Raw genomic sequence first — 22930 nt, forward strand, 5'->3', positions numbered from 1 at the left:
TTATGACCAGAAGTTAACAATTCCATCGTTTGCTTTCGCATTTCTCACAACATTTTCGAGTGCATGAATTGACGAAAATATCTCACTATAATTTTCATGGTTTGGCAATTGTTGCTTGAGCCTCTCTACAAATACACGCTCTATAAGTTCAAGCTTGGTCTGCTCGCCAACATGCTTATTTCCATCAAAGGTTAGCTTTGGCAACACTTTATGCAATAGAAAATTATTAATTGCCATTTCATTATCGCTATTTACATCTTGGAATAAGTCAAGATAGTTCAGCCCCTGACGAATTGTTCTCATACCGAATTCAATCCCGAGTTTATGGAAAAACTCTTTATTAAGTTCAATAAAAAGTTTACAGAATGGGTTTTCACGATCAAATTTAGGATAGTTAGCTCGATAACCTAAAGCATCAATATTGAAGATCAGTGGTTTTGAAATATCATCAAATTCGTACTCTGAAACTTCTGCTAGAATTTCATCCCAATCAGATAATAGGGGTGACTCAAATCGCATAATATGCGCACGGTCTAAAATTTTTGGAGATAGGTAATGTGTAGTTTCATCAATATTGATTGCACCAATAATATGTATATTTGCAGGCATCTTGATACTTGAGGGCATGGTCATCACAGCAGAAAGCATACGACGAATTTCGTTATGATATTTAATCAGTGAGTCTTTATCACTAAATCCAAATGCTAATCTAAGTTGACTATTTAGTTTTTCATCTTTTAAAAGTTCAATGAAATTAACAACACCATTTTGGCTATATTTATCTTTGGTTGATTGAATAATATCAACAACTGCTTTTAGCTCTGACAGTACATGTGCTGATTCATCCTCAGCATAAAGAGAGATTTCAGGATCCTCATCGCGTGTTTCAAGAAGTGATAAAAAGTCTGCAAAATAGTATTCAACACGTGCAAGATTCATTTCATCTAAACAAATGAAGTATGGAATCTCTGGATTTTGCTGAGCTTCTATCATTGCTTCTAAAAAAGGCGTTGCTAAATATTTTTTCTCAAGTGGGTTGTAATAGCCCAATAGGTCTTCAGAGCTCGTCCAGTTTGGCTTCACTGGAACAATAATGGATTTACCACCGACTGCCTTTGCAAATGACTTAACTAAATTAGTTTTTCCTGATCCCGAGTCTCCAGCCAAAATAATGAGGTCTTTTGTTCTGAGAAGAGTCAGGTAGTTTTCAATAATATGACGAGGATACAAAATATCCTTGCTTACCAAATGTGCTTGAATATAAGAAACTGCTTTTTGGTAATCTCCATTTAGTATCTCACTAAAAGAGATCCCATCAACACGTTGAGACTCTGGTTTAGATTCAAGTAAAAAAAGTTCCAAATCTTCTTCATCAACAAACTCAAACGTTTTAAGAAACAGAGCCTTGTCTGCCACATAACTTTTTAGTCGTTTAATTTTGTTGTTCATTTCAGCCTCTATCTGTTCATATCTTTTTGTAAGTATCTGTATTTCATGATGCTTAACTTCTTTATCTTGAGTTAATCCTTGGATAATCTGCTCAAGATCTTTATGTCTAGTATTCAAAGTATCGACAAGTTTTTTGACTGTATCTCTTTTTTCTTCACTTTTCTTTAATGTCTCTCTACTTTCTACGAGTAATTTATTCGCTTCATTTTCTTGTTCCGATAATCGCTGCTCTAACTCACTTTTTCTTTGTTTAACCTCTTCATCAATATCCCCCATTGCTTTTTCAAAATAAAAGTCATAAATGGATTTCGAGATGAATTGAGAGCGTTCACTATCTGAATGTGGATCTATTAAAATCTCTTGCGGAATTTCTTTAGGTAAATAACGGAGGTTTTCCCCTGATCCCTTTTTTACACATAAACTAAATGGATTGTTATGTTTAACTCGCTCTGATTCTGGGGAGAGCTCTAATTCGCAACGGATAAAACGCTGCTTTGTCTTAGAACCATAACGAGAAGCATCTTGGGGTGCCACAAAAAATCGGCATGGCTCTTGTTCATGCCCTTGTAATGGATAATAGAGCCTATCACCAGTTTTTACTAAATAAGGATTTCGTAAAAATCCAAATGACGTGTCGCCTAGAGGTGGCAAATCTCCCCAAACTTCGAATTTACCATCATCGATTCCCCAAGATTTAGCCAAAAGATCCAAAATCTTATCGTCCGACAAATCTTTCAGTTCATCTTGTGTATAAATTATTTCATTCATAAAATATCTTTGTATATATTTAAAGACAATTCAATTCATCATCTCAATTTGATTAGTGAAATACATTATCTTTAAAAGAACAATAACTTTTAAAAAACCTCAATCTGTTAACTTAGTATAAAAAATCTATTTAACAAATTTAATAGATTATTGAATCCTATAGTTAATTTATATAATAATCTATAAATAAGCCAGTTATATCATATTACTTAAATACTTGTTCTTATATTGCTCATATGGTTAGTGAGAATGAAATCAAGACAATTTATAAGAGCTTATTAGTACTACAATTATCAAAATGATTAAGTCCATCCCTAAAATTTATAGAACAACTATTTATTATCCTCACATCTAGCCCTGATCAATCGAAGAAATATCACGATTTAGTGCTGATACCCATTCGCTGGCTTTCTACAAAGTCTAATCGAACTATGTGAATTTTGAGGAAGCACTTCTACTCGTTATTTTGCAAAAATTGAAATTTTCCAATAGGTTCATGAACCTATTTTTCAATGAAAATTAAAATGTTTTATAAGTTATTAAATTTTATAGATATATCTTGTGTTTTATTTATGAACTAGACTTTTGGCGAACATAAGTTAAATAGCATATCCAAGACTGTGGCCTACGCAACCTCAGTTGTTGCCACAGCTCAGCATCGTGAATCTGCAAAATTATATTCACGATGCTGAGTATCCTAATGAACATATTTTCTGTCATAGCTAACTGTTTTGTATATGTGTCTATTGATCATTGAAATCAGTCTTTTTTTTGTTTTGTGGCTCAAGAAAAACAAGCAAATAGCAAAATAAAAATGCCATAAAGAAACCAATAAGAATAACAACCTGCTCATGACTCAAGAATGGATGATGAAATTCTCCTAGAAACATTGTTCTCTCCAGTAAACATTTATAGAATTTTTAAGTACTCAAAAAGACACAACATCAAAAATATTAAACACATGCCAAGCACATAAGCAACTAAACGAACTCTATCAATTATTGTTCTCTCCAGTAGTCAGTCTAATAAAGTTTTTCTAATGTCAAATGCAAGCCATAAAAAGAATAATGCCAAAATTGCTATTCCAATCCAATAAAAAAGCATTGCTCTCTCCAGTGGCTATAAAAACGCTCTATTGTTCTAATTTTAGTCAATCGCAACCCGCATGTTATAAATGGCGATAGGAACAACAACACTTGTTGCGAATCTAGGTTTGGTTTTGAGGCTTTCTCCCGTGTTTTGACAAGTTAAGCTATTTTGATTTTGAGAATCTGCGGATAACTTTTTATTATTAGAAGACATAATCAATTACCCCAAACAACGTGTTAAATGAAAAGAGATATAGTTTGCAATATTGCTGCTTTTTAAGCTTTGCAATATCTAAAGCATTTTTTTGCTATTTGTTAATTAGATAATTTCACAAAAGTTTTATCTACTTGCTCTTTAGATAAATTTTAATGAATATAATAATTACTAATTTATTCAATAATTTTAGATGTTTGATTAAGTATAAAGCTATATCCTAAAAGGACATAAAAGCTATGATAGAAATGGTTGCTCAAAATGTGAGAGATAGAATGCTGTAAACCATAGGCGGTATTCTGTTCTATTAAGATTTAGACAATGGCGGTATCTAGTTTTACTTAAAATCATGTCAATCACAGCTCTATGAATAATTGATAAATCTCGAATGCATTCTGTTATTAAATGTTGAGACCGAATGCATAAAGCTAGAAAGCCTCTAAGATATTTCTAAACTTTGTACAGAAAAAGGGAAAACATGAATAACTATCCTGAAACCCCTGCTTCAACTGAAACTCAAGATCATCAACCTGGTGTGCAAACCAAAATGGATCCTGCACCGGAAGTCATCAAACCGAATTATAAAGGTAGCGATAAACTTAAAAGTAAAATCGCCCTGATCACAGGTGGCGATAGCGGTATAGGTCGGTCAGTCTCGGTCTTGTTTGCCCGTGAAGGTGCTGATATTGTGGTTTGTTATCTGGATGAAGATCAGGATGCTCAAGATACCAGAAAGATGGTAGAGGATGCAGGACGGCGTTGTTTACTGATCAAGTGTGATTTACAAGATCAAGATGAAATCAAGAAAATGGTTGAGCAGACGCTTCAGGAATTTAAAACCATTAATATTCTGGTCAATAATGCCGGGGTTCAATATCCGCAAAAAAGTATTAGCGATATTTCTCCTGAGCAACTTTTTAAGACCTTTAATGTGAATATTCTGTCGATGTTTCACTTGACTCAGGCTGTGATTCCGCACATGCAAGAAGGTGACAGCATTATTAATACCACCAGTATTACCAGTTATCATGGACATGATGAACTGATTGATTACTCAAGTACCAAAGGTGCCATCACCACATTTACCCGCAGTCTTTCCACCAGTTTGTTAAAAAATAAAACCGGGATCCGGGTCAACGGCGTAGCACCCGGCCCCATCTGGACTCCCCTCATTCCAAGCAGTTTTGATGAAGAACAGCTCAAAGAGTTCGGTAAACAGACACCCATGGGTCGGATGGGCCAGCCTAGTGAAGTCGCACCAGCGTATTTATTTCTAGCGAGTGAAGAAGCCAGTTATATTTCCGGTCAAGTCATTCATGTTAATGGAGGCAGTATCATTAACGGTTAATTAGAATTTGAAGATAACAGTCAGTGAGAACCGTTATCTTCATTCATTTATTCTTCAGGTTTTCTATCACTTAAAAGATGCTGGTTTTATAAAATAATTTCAACAAATACATGATAGATATTTACCGCCATAGAAACAGGTCATTGTTATAGTAATTTCAGCCAACCTTGATGAGGACAGCAATATGCCTAGAGGTGACAAATCAGCCTATACCGATAAACAAAAACGGCAGGCCGAACATATTGAAGAAAGCGAAAAAGAACGCGGTCATTCTGAGGAGGAAGCCGAACGTATTGCCTGGTCTACTGTCAACAAGCAAGATGGCGGTGGCAAGAAAAGGAAAAAATCCCATTAATAATAGGAAGTTAGGGTAAAATCCTATGTTGAAATCTCGGCGAAAAACCCTCTCATTACTGCGTATGAGAGGGTTTTTAATCTGAATCTTTAATATGTATTTTCTACGCGCTGTTGAGTCCAAACCGGCCAGAGTTTTTCCAGCGTTTTTTCAAATTTCGAATTATCGGTTTGCCATTGTGGATTTTTATCTTTATCAATAATCAGTGCACGTACACCTTCAATAAAGTCGCCTTGCTCCAACCAGACATCCTGCAGATCTCGCTCCAGTTGCATACATTTTTCCAGCGATAAATTTTGTCCTGCCTGCTGTAACTTCAGACTCGTTTGCTTGGCCATGACTGGACGTTGCTGCAAGATGACCAGCATTTTATTGGCCCACTCCTGATCGGTAGCACTACTTGCATGTGCCAAACTCTGTTCGATCTCATCGAGGTTTGGATGGCCAAAATGCTGACTAATCAGATCTGCACGTTTTTGCAACTCGCTTTCTACCGGATGGGTAATGTACGCACTGATGATTTTTTGGATTTCAATCTGATTTAATACCGGTGCAGCAATCAATGCGGTTTCCAGTTCAGCAAAATTTTCACTCGGTACATGATAATCGACCAGATCCAGATATAGCGCATCACTGCTGCTGATCTGCTCCCCTGTCAACGCCATATAAATGCCTACATCATCCAGTCGGGAGAGAAAGTGGGTGGCTCCCACATCCGGGAAAAATCCAATCGCGGTTTCTGGCATGGCAAAGCGTGATTTTTCACTGCTCACTTTAATATGACAGGCTTGAGCCAGACCAAAGCCACCGCCCAGAACATAACCATCCATCATCACGATGACAGCCTTTGGAAAATTGCGCAGTGTGCTCAGCATGCTATATTCAGTGGCAAAAAAATCCTGATATTGGGTATTGCCTGCCTGATAGCTGTCATACAGATAACGGATGTCTCCTCCGGCACAGAATGCCTTGGGACTGTTAGAATTGATCAGAATCGCTTGCACCGCTGGATCATGGCGCCACTGATCTAGTTGTGACTGAATCCCTTGAATCATCCGCAGGGTTAAGGCATTTAAATGACTGGTGCGGTCCAGGCTGATAATGCCTAAACGTCCTTGTACCCGAATCGCTAAATTATTTTCATCACTCATTTTATTTTCCTATTTTTGTTTTATTGATGGGTGAATTTGGCTGGGCGTTTTTCGACAAAAGCCTGCATGCCTTCCTTTTGATCAGCACCGGCAAAAATGGAATGGAATATCCGTCGTTCAAAGCGTAGACCTTCGGCCAGACTGACTTCAAAAGCCCGATTAATTGATTCTTTAATCATCATCACGGCCGTAAGCGACTTTTCAGCAATTTTTTCGGCAGCTTGCAGAGTTTGTTCTAGTAACTCTTCTTTGGCAAAGACACGTGCCACTAACCCACTTTGCTCGGCTTCTTGCGCGCCCATGTGACGTGCAGTCAGACACATTTCCATGGCTTTGGCTTTACCAATCGCCAAGGTTAAACGTTGCGTTCCGCCAATGCCGGGCAATACCCCTAAAGTGACTTCAGGCAAACCAAATTTTGCATTATCAGCGCAGTAAATAAAATCGCACATTAAGGCCAATTCACAACCACCGCCCAAGGCATAGCCACTCACCGCAGCAATTAAGGGCTTACGGCGCTGGGCGATCCGGTCGGCCAGACTGAAAAAATCATCCAGATAAATTTGCGGAAAGTTTAAATCTGCCATTTCTTTGATATCTGCACCTGCAGCAAAGGCTTTTTCCGAACCAGTGATGACAATACAGCCAATCTGCGGGTCTTTTTCCAGCTGATCCAGCGCCTGATTCACTTCAACGATCAATTGATTATTCAAGGCATTTAAGGCTTGTGGACGATTTAAAGTAATCAGCCCGACCCCGTTACGCTGTTCGAGTAAAATAGTTTGCCATTGCATGATAAAAATCCCTTTAAAATTATAAACTACGTGCAATTACCAGACGCTGAATATCGCTGGTGCCTTCATAAATCTGACAAATACGCGCATCGCGATAAATGCGTTCAATCGGAAAGTCTTTCAGATAACCGTAACCGCCAAAAATCTGCAGCGCTTTGGAACAGACACGTTCTGCCATTTCCGAAGCAAAGAGTTTGGCCATAGAGGCTTCGGTTAAACAGCTTTCACCTGCTTCCTTTTTACGTGCAGCAAAATGGACCAGTTGTCGCGCCGCTTCAATTTCGGTGGCCATGCTGGCCAGCCTGAACGAAATCGCCTGCTGTTCAAAAATCGGTTTGCCAAAGGCCACGCGATCATGTGCATAAACAGTCGCTTCTTCCAATGCAGCGCGGGCCAGACCCACTGCTTGTGCGGCAATGCCGATCCGTCCACCTTCCAGATTGGCCAAGGCAATTTTTAAGCCTTCACCTTCTGCACCGAGTCTTAAACTTTCATGAACGCGGACATCGGTTAAAGCAATCTGACAGGTATCCGAAGCATGCAGACCGAGTTTTTCTTCGACCCGAATCACTTCATAACCGGGCGTGTCGCGCGGCACTAAAAATGCACTCATGCCTTTTTTTCCCGCAGTTGGATCGGTCACGGCAAAGACAATAATCATCCCGGCATTATGACCCGAGGTAATAAACTGTTTGGCGCCATTGATAATGTAGTGATCGCCATCTTTCACGGCCCGGGTTTTAATCGCTGCAGCATCCGATCCGGTATGCGGTTCGGTCAGGGCGAAGGCACCAATCATTTGCCCTTGAGCCAAAGGTTTTAGAAACTGCTGCTTTTGCTGTTCCGTTCCAAACTTGAGAATCGGCACACAACCCACCGAGTTGTGTACGCTCATGATGGCGGACGTTGCACCATCTGCCGCTGCCACTTCTTCGAGGGCCAGTACATAAGCCAGCGTGCCTGTACCTGAACCGCCCCACTCTTCTGGAATCAGCATGCCTAAAAAACCTAGCTCACCCATTTGAGACAAGGTCTGTTTAGGAAATATGCCTTTTTGATCCCACTCGCCGGCAAAAGGTTTAATCTGTTCCTGAGCGAAACTTTTGGCCATATCCTGAATCAGTTGTTGCTCTTCCGTAAATTGCATGGATGCTTCCTTCAATCTCTTTATTTAATATTTTTATTCAATCTGCTGGCTTTGGCTAGTTATGCGGTCTTTACCTGCTGCTTGTTGATTTCCTGATTACGCAGTAAAAAACGCTGAATCTTGCCACTCGGGGTTTTTGGCAATTCTGTGACGAATTCAATCAGGCGCGGATAGGCATGCGCAGACAAACGCTTTTTCACAAACTGGCCTAGTTCTTCTTCCAGATGAGATGAAGCTGTAAAATTATTCGCCAGAATCACAAAGGCTTTAATCACTTCGGTACGTTCAGGATCAGGCACGCCAATGACGGCGGCTTCGATTACCGCATCATGTTCCAGCAAGGCACTTTCCACATCAAATGGCCCCACGCGATAGCCTGAGGTGGTAATGACATCATCACTACGTCCAACAAAGCTCATACTGCCATCAGCATGAATTTCCGCGGTATCACCGGTTAAATAGTAATGTCCAACAAAGGGCGATTTACGGCTTTCTTCATAACCCGAGAACCACATCATGGGTGATTGACTGATATCCACTGCCAGGACGCCCGGAACGTCAGCCGTTAATTCATGACCTCGTTCATCGACGACTGCAATCCGGTAACCCGGGCTGGCAAAGCCTGCCGAACCTGAACGGACCGGATGTTGTAGCGCATGATGATTACACACCACCATCCCGACTTCAGTCTGGCCATAATGGTCATAAATTGGCACATCCAGCACCTCTTTAAACCAGCGGATCACTTCCGGGTTTAAAGGTTCTCCAGCACTGCTGACCACGCGCAACTTGCCCCGTAGCTGTGCCATCTGTTCAGCATCTGCTGCCATCATCATGCGGTAAGCGGTCGGCGCACCGGCCAGATTGGTAATGCCATATTGCTTGACAATGTCGCAGACACTTTCGGCATTGAAACCACCCTCATAAAACAGGGTCGAGTGTCCGAGCAATAACGGGCCGGTAATTCCATAGTACAAACCATAAGCCCAGCCCGGATCAGCAATATTCCAGAAAGCATCATTTTCGGTTAGACCGATGGCATTGTGCATATAGCCAGCAAAAGCAATCAGGGCTTTAAGTGGAACTTTTAAGGGCTTGGCCGGTCCAGTGGTTCCAGAGGTAAACATCAATAAAAATGGCTCATCGATACTGAGCATTTCCAGTTCACAACCTTCAGCCTGGCGATTTAACACAGTCCAAAAACTGAGGTCCTGTGGATAACGCTCTGCCTCGGTTTCAACATGTACGGTGACGATCGTGGGACAAGCACTAAGATTGGATAGTTTCTCCCGATTCGCCAGATCAGTCACTACCAGCTTGCTTTGCGCCAGCTGAATGCGATGTTCAATAGCTTTGGGACCAAAGGCCGTAAATAAAGGTTGATACACTGCACCAATCCGCCAGGTCGCTAAAATGGTAATGATCAGCTCCGGAGTCCGCGGTAATAATCCGGAAACGCGGTCGCCTTTGCCAATGCCTTGAGATTTTAAGAAATTTGCAAACTGGCTGGAATATTTCTTGAGTTCGCGAAAGCTATACTGTTCTTTACGGCCATCTTTACCGTACCAGTGTAAAGCAATTGCATCGGAATCTGCATGGCGGTCGCAGCATTCATAACAGGCGTTCAGCGCCTGCATCGAACCGGACAGATACTGCTTTGCCACTGCATCTAAATCAAAATTTTCAATTGTTTTTTGATAATCTAACATGTTAAACCTCAGCCTGAATTTATCGTTATTACTGACAAGGTATTGTTGATGAAGCGAATCCTTGCTCCATCTGGATATTTTAAGTTTTAAGCAGGTGGCGTGGTGTATTGATGCATGATGCTGGAAAAATCCAGATGCGCATCCCCTTCCTGACAAAGCTGTTGATAGAGTTTCTGCACCATGCTACCCAGAACCACCGGTTGGTCCACCTGTTGCGCTGCATCGACAGCCAGGCCCAAATCTTTAAGCATCAGCTGTGCTGCAAAACCATCGGTATAACCCCGTGATGACGGTGCATTGGCACAGATATCCGGCCAGGGATTATAGATTTCAGAACTCCAGCAACGTCCGGTGGAACTATTGATTACCCCGGCTAGTGCTTGCGGATCAATTCCCAGTTTGGCCCCAAGTGCCATGCCTTCTGCAACAGCAGTCATGGAAATCCCCAGAATCAGGTTATTACAGATTTTTGCAACCTGTCCTGTTCCCACCGCACCACAATGCACCAGATTTTTGCCCATACAGCCAAGGACCGGTTTTACGGCCTCAAAGGTGGCATCGTCTGCACCCACCATAAAGGTCAAGGTACCGTCTTTGGCGCCCAAAGTCCCGCCAGAGACTGGCGCATCGCAGACGCGAATCTGTCTGGCCTGCGCTGCTGCAGCAACTTCCTGAATGGTTTGCGGGTCAATGGTACTGCTGTCGACACACAAACTGCCCGCCTGAAGCACGTTCAGAATACCGTGCTCACCGAGATAAACTTCACGTACATGCTTGGCTGCAGGTAACATGCTGACCACAAAATCTGCCTGTTTTGCGGCCGCTTGTGGACTGTCACAAACGATACCACCCGCTTCGGCAAAATGCTGTAAAGCGACTTCACTCAAGTCATAACCAAAAACCTGATGCCCTGCCTTGAGCAGGTTCTGCGCCATCGAGCCACCCATGTTGCCCAAACCAATAAATGCAATCTTCATGCTGATGCTCCTTAGCGCAGGCTAATCGTGGTATTGACACCTGTGGTTTCCTGATCATCTTCAAACCAGCGGCTGGTAATGGTTTTGGTCTGGGTATAGAACTGCACTGCCTGCTTGCCATAAGGACCTAAATCCCCCAGTTTTGAACCACGCGAACCGGTAAAGCTGAAGAACGGCACAGGTACAGGAATTGGAATGTTAATACCGACCTGACCGATATCAATCTGGTGCTGGAATGTGCGTGCAGTATTGCCATTTTGAGTAAAGAGTCCAACGCCGTTACCGAATGGATTGGCATTAATCAGCTCAATCGCTTGTTCTAAAGTATCAACATGTATGATCGCCAGTACCGGACCAAATACTTCTTCCTGATAAATGCGCATATCGGTCGTGACCTGATTAAAAATCGTTGGTCCGACAAAATTGCCTTTTTCATAACCCTGAACATTCACATCACGACCATCCAGCAGCAGTTCAGCGCCTTGTTCAACGCCACTGTTAATTAAGTCGATGACACGCGCTTTGGCACGGGTCGAAATCACTGGCCCAACATCAGTATTCGGTTCATGCCCGGCATTAACTTTCAAAGTTTTGGTTTTATTAACCAGTTCATCGACCCAGTGCTTGGTGTCCCCGACCATCACGGCCACCGAAAGCGCCATACAACGCTGACCGGCTGCACCAAATGCTGCACCGACCAACGCATTTAAGGTCTGTTCTTTATTGGCATCCGGCATCACCACGACATGGTTTTTCGCGCCCATCATCGACTGTACACGTTTACCGTGCTGGCCGGCCAGATTGTAGACATGCGTACCCACAGCGGTTGAACCGACAAAAGAAATGGCTTTGATGTCACGATGGGTACACAGCAGATCGACTACTTCTTTACCGCCATGCACTACATTCAGCACACCAGCAGGTACGCCTGCCTCAATTGCCAGTTCCACCAGCATCATGGTCGATAGCGGATCCTGTTCCGAAGGCTTTAAGACAAAGGTATTACCGCAGACAATCGCCATCGGGAACATCCACAGTGGAATCATCGCCGGAAAGTTAAACGGCGTAATTCCCGCACAAACACCGAGTGGTTGCTGCAAGGTATAGGTATCGACACCGCGTGCCACACCTTCAACATATTCACCCATTTGTAGTGAACCAATAGAACAGGCATGCTCCACCACTTCTAAGCCACGCTGAATGTCACCTTCGGCATCGGCCAGGGTTTTGCCCTGTTCCGCCGTTAATACTTGGGCAATATTTTTTAAATTGGTACGAATCAGATCCTGCAGCTTCAGCATAATCCGCATACGGGCCTGAATCGGGGTTTGGCGCCAGCTGGCAAAGGCATTTTGTGCGGCAGCAATTGCGGCATTGACTTCTTCTGCAGTTGCAAATGGTACCTGACCCAAAACTTCTTGAGTGGCAGGGTTGATAATATCTTGCCAATGACTGGTTTTTGATTCGACAAATTCACCGTTAATCAGGAGTTTGGCTGTGGTGAATCCGGTACTTTGCTGTGGATGATGAATGGCGTTCATGGTCGCTCCGTGCTGGTTTGTTATTGTCGTTGTATCTGCCTTTACTGGCTGTTTTAAACGTATTATTTTTACGCTGTTTCAGCAGACTAACAAAGAACACTTTGACCACCAATAGAAATTGATGCACGATAGGTGTGCAAATATGCACAGGGATTTAACAGGATGTTAAATAGAAGATGAAAGTAGATTGGGATCATTTACGTTTCTTTTTGGTTTTGGCACGTGCCAAAACGCTCACCAATGCAGCACGCTTGATTGGGGTGGAACACAGTACCGTGGCACGGCGGATTCAGGCGCTGGAAAACACCTTGGGTACTCAACTGTTTAAACGCGAAGCGACAGGGTATGAGCTGACCTCGGAAGGTCTGGCATTGGTGCCGCGTGTGGAACTGATGGAACAATCCTTTATCCAGATTGACAAACGCAACGATCCCTTGCAAGGCCGGGTGCGGATTGGTGCACCAGAAGGTTTTGGTACGGCATTTTTAGCACGCTTACTGGCCGAGTTCTCCCAGCACTACCCTTTACTGACCATTGACCTGATTCCGGTGCCGAAAGCGATCAAACTTTCACATCGTGAAGCCGATATTGTAATTGCGATTGACCGGCCCAAATCCGGCCCCTATATCATTACCCGTCTGTCGAATTACTGCCTAAAGCTGTATGGCAGTCAGCATTATTTACAGAAAAATCCGCAAATTAAAAAACTGGAAGACCTCAAGCAGCACCGTTTTGTCGATTATATTGATGATCTGGTCTATAGCTCGGCCCTGTATTCGCTGGAACGTTTACCGCTGCAATTGACTGCCTGTTTTCGTAGTAACAGTATTCTGGCCCAGCAAATTGCGGTCAGTGCCGGTGCCGGGCTAGCTATTTTACCGAAATTTTTGGCCCATGATAAAAGCGAACTGCAACAGGTTCTGGGCGATCAGGTCAGTTTTACCCACACTTTCTGGATGCTGACGCTGGTCGATCTGCAACACGAACCGAAAATTAAACTGGTCTGGGATTTTCTGCGTAAACAGGCGGACCTTCAGCAAGACCTATTAATGGGCAGATAATTGCGCTTAAAAAACTGTTCGCTTCATAGATGCAGCCTTAAGTTAATTCAACTCAAACACAAACGTATCGATACAGCAAATGAATGTATTACAACATTCCTGATGCCCGCGACTTGTTAAATTAACAAGCAGCCATTCGCAATATTTAATGAGATACAGGAAAATAACATGAAAATTCTGATCGTTCTGACTTCACATGACACGCTTGGCGATACCGGCAAGAAAACCGGATTTTGGCTGGAAGAGCTGGCTGCACCTTACTATAGCTTTGTTGACGCAGGTGCAGAGCTAATTCTGGCTTCTCCTGCGGGTGGCCAGCCGCCCTTAGACCCAAAAAGTAATGAACCGGATGCACAGACTGAAACCACCAAACGTTTTGAAGCAGATGAAGTGGCCATGCAGCAGCTTGCCAATACACATAAATTAAGTGAAGTCTTAAATCAGGATTTTGATGCCGTGTTCTATCCCGGTGGTCATGGTCCATTATGGGATCTAGCCGAAGACCAGAACTCTATTTCCTTGATTGAGCAGACTTTACAGGCCAATAAACCTGTGGCATTGGTTTGTCATGCGCCGGGCGTACTTCGTGATGTTCAAGATGCTGAAGGTCGCTCGATTGTCGAAGGTAAATCGGTCACCGGTTTCAGTAATAGCGAAGAAGACGGCGTGGGCCTGACCGATATTGTGCCATTTTTAGTTGAAGACATGCTCAAAGAAAAAGGTGGCCAATATTCCAAAGCTGAGGATTGGCAGGTTTATGTCCAAGAAGATGGTCTGCTCATTACCGGACAAAATCCTGCCTCTTCGGCTGCGACAGCTGAAGCTTTATTGAAGTTATTAAAATAACGCGATAAATCAATTTAAGGTTTGGCTTCCCATTTCAATCTATAGCAAAAACTCCTGAATATATTTCAGGAGTTTATCTTTAACGATCAATTGGCTGAGGCAAGATGACTGGCCAGCAGTTCACGAAGTTTAAACTTCTGGATTTTTCCAGACGGCGTCATTGGAATATCTTCCCAAATCTCCAAACGCTCTGGAATATACTGCATCGCCAGATTATGGGTTTTCAAAAAGTTGACGATATCACTTAGTTCTAATGGCTGACTTGGATCTTTAAGCTTGATAATCGCACAGGCTCTTTCACCGAGTCGTTCATCGGCATAGGCGACTAGCGCCACGACGGCGATATTCGGATGCTTATACAGCAGAGATTCAATTTCTGCGACCGGAATATTTTCTCCACCGCGAATGATTACATCTTTTTTACGTCCCCATATCCGGATATAGCCTTGCTCATCCTGATAGGCAATATCTCCGGTATCAAACCAGTCATCTGCATCGGTATCATTTAAATGTGCACGTTTTAAATAACCGCCAAAACTTGAACAGGCACGAATCATTAAGCGTCCCGGCTCATTCAGCGGTTTAATTTCTCCCGCTTTATTGACGATTTTGATCTCTACACCGGGCAAAGCAATCCCATCCGTATTAAAGGAACGTTCATCCTCATCTTCAGGTCGTGTGGTGGTAATTGCGCCGCACTCGGTCATGCCCCAAGCAGAAATCACTTTGACACCTAAGGTTTCCCGTGCTTTTTGTACCAATGAGCCTGGAATCGGTGCACCTGCACACAAGAAGGTTTTCAGGCTGCTGACCTGATTCTGCTGCTCCGCAACGGTGGTAGACAGGTCATTCAGGAATGGTGTGGACGCCATGGTGAAACTGACCTGATGCTGGTGAATTAAATCGACAGCTTGTGATACATCCCAGACATCTTGCAACACCACTTTGGCATTCAGTTCAATCGGCATCATCAGGCCATACATAAAGCCGGTTTGATGCGCCATGGGTGAAGCCATGAGTACTACATCATTTTCATTTAAATGCAGTCGTTCGGCATAAGGTACAATATTGGAAAATAAGGTATTGGCAGTATGCATTACCCCTTTCGGCTCACCTGTGGTGCCAGAAGTAAAAATCAGCTGGGTAATATCATCGGGTTGAGCTTCAAGCTGATCCAGGCCTGCAATTGCTGCGGAATCCTGCTCAAGCCCATGATTGACCAGGACCCGGTCAAAATTATTCTCTTCAAGACCATTGACCACCACCACATGTTGCAAAGTCTCAATTTTAGTCTTTAAGTGATTTGCCAGCTGTTCATGATCAAAATTACGGAAGTTTTTCGGTACGATAAATACTTTGGCTTCGCCATGTTTCAGCATGAATTCCAGTTCACGCTCCCGAAAAATCGGCATCAAAGGATTTAGTACAGCACCGATGCGGCTACAGGCCAGATACAGCAAGGTAAATTCCCACCAGTTCGGCAACTGGCACGAGACTACGTCATTTTGAGTAACACCCAATTGCTTTAAGCCTAAAGCAATTTTATTGGTTATCTCCCAGAGATCCTTGTAGCTAAACACCTGCTCGGTTTTGTGTTCCATCTTAAAACTGACCAGCGCAGTTTTATCTGGATTCTTGTCGATGGCCTGACGCAGAGAATCAATAATGGTTTTATTTAACCAGTAGCCATCTTTCAGCATCTTCTCTTTTCTGGAAGCTATAAGAACCGCATCGAATTCCATTCGTTCACTCCTAATTTTAATTATATGGGCTGAGTCTTTACTGAATAATGCACTAAGCCGGAACAGCCTTTCGACCTGCTTTTTTACGCGCAATAATAGTTTTCATAATTTGTGCAGTACCATCGCCAATCTGGAAACCCAGTACATCGCGCATGCGCTGTTCCATGACACCACGATCATATCCGGCATGACCAAAGGTCAGCAAACATTGATGAATTACATCATAGGCCAGCTTCGGTCCCCACCATTTACACATTCCAGCCTCGGAAGTGTGTGGCAGATGATTGTCTTTCAGCCATAAGGTTTGCAGACAGAGTAAACGTGCGGCTTCTACCTGAGTTTCATACTCGGCCAATGGATGTGACACCCCTTGAAAAGCGCTTAAGGGCTGGCCAAAGGCTTCACGTTGCGCTGCATATTCCCAGGCTTCATCCAGACTGACACGAGCCACGGCCAAAACCTGTAAACCAATCAAGGCACGTGAAAAGTCAAAGCCTTGCATGACCTGCACAAAGCCTTTGTTTTCATCACCGAGACGATGATTGACCGGTACACGAACATTATCAAAGAAGATTGAACCGCGACCAATGGCACGTTGCCCATGACAGTCAAAACGCGTGGTGCTAATGCCCGGTAAATCCATCGGAACTAGAAGTGCTGTCACGCCATGTGCGCCGTCTTCATTGGCACCAGTACGGCCAAATACCACCGATGCATCGGCCTGATCGGCAGCCGAAATCGAGGTTTTTTCGCCGTTAATGATATATTCATCGCCGTCACGTTCAATTTTTAAACGTAGGTTGGCGGCATCTGAACCCCCACGCGGTTCGGTCAATGCAATTGAAAAAATCGCTTCACCCGCAGTGAGTTTTTTCAGCCAGGGCTCTACCACTTCCGGTTGTCCATGTTCAGCCAGAATCTGGCCATTTAGCGAAGCGAGCAGATTGATATAAGAAAAACTTAGATCTGCCTTGGCCACCGCTTCATGAATGACCCCTGCAGCCAGACGTCCCATGCCTTGACCGCCATACTGTTCAGGCAGTTCCGGCGCAATAAAACCCATTTCACCCATTTTCTTGACCAGATCACGATCAAAGATTCGGCTCTGATCACGTTCTAAAAAGCCGGGGGCAATATATTTTTGTGCAAATTTTTCAACGGTTTCTGCTAAAAATTCGAGCTCTTCCGTGATATAAGGATTTTTAGTCATCAGTCATTTTCCTTATTTATAAAATTTACGAAATTCAGGCTGACGTTTTTCCTTCAGGGCATTGACGCCTTCGCGCGATTCTTCCGTATCATAATAAAGTTTTAATGCATACATCCCCATGCCGGCAATTCCTGCCTGATGTGCCGTATCCATATTGAAGCTACGTTTGGCAATCGCGATTGCGGTCGGACTGCGCTGACAGATTTCTTCGGCCCAGGCCTGTACTTCGGCATCGAGTTGATCGGCAGGAACACATTTATTTGCCAGCCCCATTTCAACTGCTTCCTGTCCACTATAACGGCGGCACATATACCAGATTTCACGGGCTTTTTTCTCACCCACAACACGAGCCAGATAAGCTGTGCCATAACCTGGATCTACTGAGCCCATTTTCGGGCCCACCTGACCAAAAATGGCTTTTTCCGAACAAATGGTCAGGTCACAAATGGTGGCCAGAACGTTACCGCCACCAATGGCATAACCTTGTACACGAGCGATCACCGGTTTTGGTACATCACGAATCGCGGTATGCAACTCTTCCATCGGTAGACCAATGGTACCGCGGCCATCATAATTACCATCGTGAGCAGACTGGTCGCCGCCAGTACAGAAAGCACGATCACCGGCGCCAGTCAGTACAATCGCACCCACTTCACGGTCATAGCCGGCCTTGTTTAGGGCCTTGATTAATTCATCACAGGTGGTGCCACGAAAGGCATTCATTTTTTCTGGGCGATTGATGGTGATCCAGGCCACACCGTTTTTCACTTCATATAAAATATCTTCAAAATTCATTGTTATAACTTCCTGTATTTATCTATCTGACCTTATTTTTCGTATTTTCTAGCAATTTTTGCTTAACCACTCATGGTTAAACCACCAGAAACACTGAGTACTTGCCCGGTAATAAAGCTGGCATCTTCACTTAAAAAGAATGCAATCGAAGAAGCTAAATCTTCCGGCTGGCCTAAACGACCAAGTGGAATAGCACGAGTGAAAGCCTCACGTAATTTTTCTGGATTCGATGCACCCTCGGTGACACCTGCCAGTAAGGCTGTATCGGTTGGTCCGGGACAAATCACATTAATTTTGATGTTATGACGAGAATGTTCACGGGCCAGTGTTTTTGAGAATGAAAGCAGTCCGCCCTTACATGCAGCATAAACCGCTTCACCTGAAGAACCGACTCGGGCAGCATCAGAGGCAATGTTGACAATACTGCCAGAATTGCGCTCGACCATACCTTTCAGAACGGCAAAGTGCATATTCAGCATACCGACCAGATTGATCTGAATCAGTTTTTCCCATTCTTGCGGATTCGTTTTGATAAAAGGTTTGAAAATATCCCAACCGGCATTATTGACCAGTCCATCAATCGGCCCAAGCTCGGCTTCTACTTGCTGTACAGCCTGCTCCACAACAGTATTTTGAGTAATGTCACACTGCACAGCCAGGGCCTGGCCATTCTGCTGGTTAATTTCTGCGGCCAGTTTTTCTGCTGCTGCAATATTCATGTCAAAGATCGCAACTTTCGCACCTTCTTCCGCCAGACGGTGGCAGGTTGCTGAACCGATGCCACCTGCGCCACCGGTCACAATTACGACTTTATCCTTCAACCCTTTCATTTAACTCTCCCTGGTATATTTTTATCTGATTCTGATTAACTATTGTTCATATATCGCCTGTTATCACTAAAATAGAATTAGAATATTTTTATGTCAATATATTTACATAAAATAAGTTTATATATTTATTTTATAACTTATTATCAATAACTTATAATTTTAACAAATTAAAGACATTGACACATATCAGCTTTACTCTTAGATTTGCACTATCAATCACAGGCTCATTTTCAGAATAATGCAACCTGAATCGAAAAAACTTTTTATGTTGCTTCATTCAATCAAGCTGACTGAATAAAGAGAAAAAAATCATGATTTCTCAAGTTAATATGGTGCCAGTGTACTTGGGTTCTACATGCGCGCTGCAATCTGGAATTCGATTTATGCGAGTGAGCTCTAAGCTATACTCTTTTTTATTTAAACGTGTTGAGCTGGGTGGCTTATCAAATGAGTGATACTGTGTCAAAAAAATATGATCAATCCTTATACTCTGCCCACAATAGACTTTTTTTCAGGCTGTTTCAGGTGGGGAATACGCTGGATCGCAAATGCTCGAATGAACTGGGAATTTCTCCAGTGCATTGGGCTGTACTGGGAGCCTTGTCTCGGCCGCGGGTAAAATCAGGGATGTCATTTTCTGATTTGACCGAATACCTCGGTGTAAGCCGGCAAAATCTGGACGCAGTTTTAAAACGTCTGGAACGTGATGGTCTGGTTGAACGGATTATCAGTGAGCAAGACAGACGTGCTAAAAATGTCGCGCTGACCAGCGAAGGCTTTAAAACCTGGGATAGTTTGCAGAATGATTTTTTTGATTTTTATGGACAGGCTTTGAACAAGCTGACTTTTGATGATGCCATTACTCTGATTCACCTTCTTAATAAAGTCAATGACGGCCTGAAAAATATTCATTTGCCAAAAGAAATGAATGCAGAATAAAAAATGAGAAGCACGATGCTTCACTTTGATTCATATAAAAATGAGCCCGAGCAGGCTCATTTTTACAGACTTTATGAATAGTTATGCTTTTTGCGGATCATATTGACGGTCCTTGATAAAGATCCCGGATACAGCACCACATAAGAAATATGCACCGCCCATAATCAGGAAGCCCAAACCGATAGAGCCACCACTTGCAGCCGCCCCGATAATTGCAGGTGCAAACATGGCGCCAATACGCCCGGCATTATAAGCACCACCAACCGCAGTACCACGAATCGAGGTTGCAAAGCTTTCGGTCATGTAGGTGGCATTAATCGCATAAGGAATACCGTACAGGAAACCAAAGAAAATCAGCAGATAGGCAATATTGTCAGGGCTATTAAACAGTACAATCACCGGCAGGAAGATCGCTGTGCCAATAGCACCAAAGGCAAAGACAAAACGGCGTCCTAAACGGTCTGCTGTAAAGCCAGCCAGAACCTTGCCGAAAATCATGGCGACATAAGTCCCAATCATATAACCTGCCATCGATTTAAAATCCATATGTAATTCAGATTCTAGATAGGCCGGCATCCAGTTGTTGACGCCGTAATAACCAAACTGTAAAAAGCCAGCGGTTAAAATCCACAGGATAAACATTCTGCGGTTTCTAGGATCGGCAAAAATTTCCTTGGTGGTACTTTTTTTAACAGGTCGATTTGCCGTTACATCTGCAGGCGCATATAAACGTTGCAGTCTGGCCCGCTGCCAAGACTCTGGTTCTGGCACCAGTTTCTGGATAAAAAATGCCATGGCGGCTGGAATAATCGCGACAAAGAACAGCATCCGCCAGCCGTAGTCTGGAATAATCCAGCCAGCAAGCAAGGTCGCCACAATATAACCGACTGTCCAGCCTGCCTGTAAGGTTCCCAAGACTGTTGTCCGATATTCAGTAGGTACATATTCTGCCATCAATGTATTGGCTGCAATATATAAAGCGCCAATTCCGAATGCAGACAGAAAGCGTAATAGCGCGAACTGTTCAAAATTCTGGGTAAAACCCAGTGCCGCAGTCAATGTAGAAAAAATCAGGATGGAAATGACCACGGTGCGTACCCGGCCTAAATGGTCACAGGCCCAACCGCCCATAAATCCGCCAATGGCCATCCCGGCCAAAGTGAAACTTCCCAGTGCTCCTGCCTGTAAATTGCTTAAGCCAAACTCAGCTTTGAGACTGTTCAAGCTAAATGACAGCAATAACATGTCTGCGCCATCGACCAGTAAGGCCAGAAAAGCAAATATAAAGGCAATTTGCTGGGTTCTTTTGGTCGTGGGCTTGATTTTTCCTAATTCTGTTGCGAGATCCGTCATTGTAAATATCCTTGTTATTGCTTATTTCGTATTGATGTTTTAATTGCCATCTTGCACATAGACGGGTTGCTACAAATGCAATCCTGACAATTTTTAGCTCCTGTTTTTCTTGGTTTCTCTGAGAGATTTTCAGATCTCCTTTTATTTTTGCTGTTCCTGTCGAGCCCAATCAAGGTAATTAAGATAAGTTGAATTTTCAACAATATTTGATATTAAGTTTTGTTATACGAAATTAGTTATCGCTAATTTGATTATTAAATCATTTTAAGATATTTTGATATGAGGATTAGAAATTAGATGATATTGAATACAATAAAACAGGGAGTGTAAGGATGGGTGCTTTAACAGGCTTTCGCGTACTGGATTTAAGCCGTATTTTAGCCGGCCCGTGGTGCAGTCAAATTTTGGCCGATTTAGGCGCCGAAGTGATTAAAATTGAAAAACCTAATCACGGGGATGACACGCGAATCTGGGGCCCGCCCTGGCTAAAAAATGACAAGCAGGAAGATACGCATGAATCGGCATATTATCTTTCTGCCAACCGCGGTAAACATTCAGTTGCCGTGGATCTGTCTACGCCTGAAGGTCAAGAGATCATTAAAAAAATTGCCCAGCAAAGTGATGTGGTCATCGAGAATTATAAAGCGGGTTCTCTAAAAAAATATGGTCTGGATTATGAAAGTCTGAGTCAGTTAAATCCGCGTCTGGTGTACTGTTCAATTACCGGCTTTGGTCAGAACGGCCCACGTGCACACGAACCAGGTTATGATTTTATTATTCAGGGCATGGGTGGCATGATGAGCGTCACCGGTGAACGCGATGACTTGCCGGGAGGCGGCCCGCAAAAAGCCGGTCTGGCTTTTGCTGACCTGACCACCGGTTTATATTCTGCAATTGCCATTCAGGCGGCATTATTGTCGCGGGAAAAAACCGGTGAAGGCCAGCATATCGATATGGCACTGCTGGATACCCAGGTGGCTTCCCTCTCCGTTCTGGCAATGAATTATCTGACTTCAGACAAAGTGCCGGGCCGCTTTGGAAATGCGCATGCCAATATTGTGCCTTATCAGGTGTTTAAGGCACAGCAAGGTGAGTTTATTATCGCCTGTGGCAATGACCTGCAATTCAAGGCCTTGTGTCAGGCAGTGGGCTTGGCTGAGGTCGCCGAAGATCCTCGTTTCCTAAAAAATTCAGGACGGGTGATGCATCGTGAAGAGCTGACCACAGTGCTACAGGCACATTTCTATAAGCAACCCGCACAAACCTGGGTGGATCTGATTCATGCAGTCAAAGTTCCGGTTGGTATGATTAATAACCTGAAGCAGACTCTGAAAGAAGAACAGGTATTGGCACGTGAGATGGTCATCCAGATGCCACACACTTTACGTGAAGATTACACCTCGATTGGCTCACCGATTAAACTTTCCAAGACCCCGGTAGAGTATAAAAAAGCGCCACCCTGTTTAGGTGAAGATACCGATGTAGTCTTAAGCCAGTTTTTAAGCCCGGATGAAATAGATGAGCTGAAAAGCAAAAAAGTCATCCAGCAGCGATAAGCTAGCAAGCAATAAAAAAGGAATCTTTAGATTCCTTTTTTACTTTAAATCTAATGA

At 43.4% G+C, this 22930-nt stretch carries 19 protein-coding genes; 6 read left to right on the forward strand and 13 right to left on the reverse strand.

Annotated features, from left to right (window positions below; all coding sequences use genetic code 11):
* Positions 1-2217 carry an AAA family ATPase gene (locus LOZ91_RS08175; protein WP_244782999.1) on the reverse strand — a complete coding sequence of 739 codons (2217 nt, stop codon included), beginning with the start codon at positions 2215-2217 and terminating at the stop codon, positions 1-3.
* 1146 nt (positions 2218-3363) lie between these two features.
* Positions 3364-3519: a hypothetical protein gene (locus LOZ91_RS08180; protein WP_157797500.1), complete on the reverse strand. Its 156-nt coding sequence runs from the start codon at positions 3517-3519 to the stop codon at positions 3364-3366.
* Positions 3520-3997: 478 nt separating this feature from the next.
* Here LOZ91_RS08180 and LOZ91_RS08185 point away from each other — a divergent pair, with 478 nt between their 5' ends.
* Together LOZ91_RS08185 and LOZ91_RS08190 are read left to right on the forward strand one after the other, a co-directional pair.
* Positions 3998-4867: an SDR family oxidoreductase gene (locus LOZ91_RS08185; RefSeq protein ID WP_244783001.1), complete on the forward strand. Its 870-nt coding sequence runs from the start codon at positions 3998-4000 to the stop codon at positions 4865-4867.
* A 184-nt stretch (positions 4868-5051) separates the two neighbouring features.
* Complete coding sequence (locus LOZ91_RS08190) at positions 5052-5222, forward strand: hypothetical protein (protein ID WP_005096870.1); 171 nt, start codon at positions 5052-5054, stop codon at positions 5220-5222.
* An 89-nt stretch (positions 5223-5311) separates the two neighbouring features.
* On the opposite strand, the gene LOZ91_RS08195 is transcribed toward LOZ91_RS08190, so the two are convergent.
* The 6 genes from LOZ91_RS08195 to LOZ91_RS08220 all read right to left on the reverse strand — a co-directional run bounded on the left by LOZ91_RS08195 (position 5312) and on the right by LOZ91_RS08220 (position 12541).
* Positions 5312-6373: an enoyl-CoA hydratase/isomerase family protein gene (locus LOZ91_RS08195; RefSeq protein ID WP_005096872.1), complete on the reverse strand. Its 1062-nt coding sequence runs from the start codon at positions 6371-6373 to the stop codon at positions 5312-5314.
* A gap of 20 nt (positions 6374-6393) precedes the next feature.
* Entirely contained in the window at positions 6394-7167 is a 774-nt protein-coding gene (locus tag LOZ91_RS08200; RefSeq protein WP_005096874.1) for an enoyl-CoA hydratase, read from the reverse strand.
* Positions 7168-7186: 19 nt separating this feature from the next.
* Entirely contained in the window at positions 7187-8314 is a 1128-nt protein-coding gene (locus LOZ91_RS08205) for an acyl-CoA dehydrogenase family protein (RefSeq protein WP_005096876.1), read from the reverse strand.
* Positions 8315-8373: 59 nt separating this feature from the next.
* Entirely contained in the window at positions 8374-10023 is a 1650-nt protein-coding gene (locus LOZ91_RS08210) for an AMP-binding protein (protein WP_244783004.1), read from the reverse strand.
* An 86-nt stretch (positions 10024-10109) separates the two neighbouring features.
* Entirely contained in the window at positions 10110-11000 is an 891-nt protein-coding gene (gene mmsB, locus LOZ91_RS08215; RefSeq protein ID WP_005170983.1) for a 3-hydroxyisobutyrate dehydrogenase, read from the reverse strand.
* An 11-nt stretch (positions 11001-11011) separates the two neighbouring features.
* Positions 11012-12541 carry a CoA-acylating methylmalonate-semialdehyde dehydrogenase gene (locus tag LOZ91_RS08220; RefSeq protein WP_180101033.1) on the reverse strand — a complete coding sequence of 510 codons (1530 nt, stop codon included), beginning with the start codon at positions 12539-12541 and terminating at the stop codon, positions 11012-11014.
* A 176-nt stretch (positions 12542-12717) separates the two neighbouring features.
* On the opposite strand from LOZ91_RS08220, the gene LOZ91_RS08225 reads away from it, so the two are divergent.
* Entirely contained in the window at positions 12718-13602 is an 885-nt protein-coding gene (locus tag LOZ91_RS08225) for a LysR family transcriptional regulator (protein ID WP_005096883.1), read from the forward strand.
* 168 nt (positions 13603-13770) lie between these two features.
* On the forward strand, positions 13771-14448 hold the full coding sequence (locus LOZ91_RS08230; protein ID WP_074382795.1) for a type 1 glutamine amidotransferase domain-containing protein: 678 nt from the start codon (positions 13771-13773) through the stop codon (positions 14446-14448).
* A gap of 86 nt (positions 14449-14534) precedes the next feature.
* On the opposite strand, the gene aliA is transcribed toward LOZ91_RS08230, so the two are convergent.
* From aliA to LOZ91_RS08250, 4 genes are all read right to left on the reverse strand, one after another.
* Positions 14535-16190 carry a cyclohexanecarboxylate-CoA ligase gene (gene aliA, locus LOZ91_RS08235; RefSeq protein ID WP_244783005.1) on the reverse strand — a complete coding sequence of 552 codons (1656 nt, stop codon included), beginning with the start codon at positions 16188-16190 and terminating at the stop codon, positions 14535-14537.
* A gap of 52 nt (positions 16191-16242) precedes the next feature.
* Entirely contained in the window at positions 16243-17400 is a 1158-nt protein-coding gene (aliB, locus tag LOZ91_RS08240; RefSeq protein ID WP_100357179.1) for a cyclohexanecarboxyl-CoA dehydrogenase, read from the reverse strand.
* 12 nt (positions 17401-17412) lie between these two features.
* The gene (badI, locus tag LOZ91_RS08245; RefSeq protein WP_005170964.1) at positions 17413-18195 is read right to left on the reverse strand and encodes a 2-ketocyclohexanecarboxyl-CoA hydrolase; all 783 of its coding nucleotides are present in this window, start codon (positions 18193-18195) and stop codon (positions 17413-17415) included.
* A gap of 62 nt (positions 18196-18257) precedes the next feature.
* Positions 18258-19025, reverse strand: coding sequence for a glucose 1-dehydrogenase (locus tag LOZ91_RS08250; protein ID WP_244783007.1), 768 nt, complete (start codon positions 19023-19025; stop codon positions 18258-18260).
* Positions 19026-19472: 447 nt separating this feature from the next.
* Here LOZ91_RS08250 and LOZ91_RS08255 point away from each other — a divergent pair, with 447 nt between their 5' ends.
* Positions 19473-19964: a MarR family transcriptional regulator gene (locus tag LOZ91_RS08255; protein ID WP_005170960.1), complete on the forward strand. Its 492-nt coding sequence runs from the start codon at positions 19473-19475 to the stop codon at positions 19962-19964.
* 81 nt (positions 19965-20045) lie between these two features.
* On the opposite strand, the gene LOZ91_RS08260 is transcribed toward LOZ91_RS08255, so the two are convergent.
* Positions 20046-21317, reverse strand: coding sequence for an MFS transporter (locus tag LOZ91_RS08260; protein ID WP_005096892.1), 1272 nt, complete (start codon positions 21315-21317; stop codon positions 20046-20048).
* Between the two features lie 332 nt (positions 21318-21649).
* Here LOZ91_RS08260 and LOZ91_RS08265 point away from each other — a divergent pair, with 332 nt between their 5' ends.
* Entirely contained in the window at positions 21650-22873 is a 1224-nt protein-coding gene (locus LOZ91_RS08265; protein ID WP_005096893.1) for a CaiB/BaiF CoA-transferase family protein, read from the forward strand.
* Positions 22874-22930 lie beyond the last annotated feature (57 nt).

It is taken from the genome of Acinetobacter sp. F-1 (assembly GCF_022869025.1).
GTDB classification, from domain to species: domain Bacteria; phylum Pseudomonadota; class Gammaproteobacteria; order Pseudomonadales; family Moraxellaceae; genus Acinetobacter; species Acinetobacter pseudolwoffii.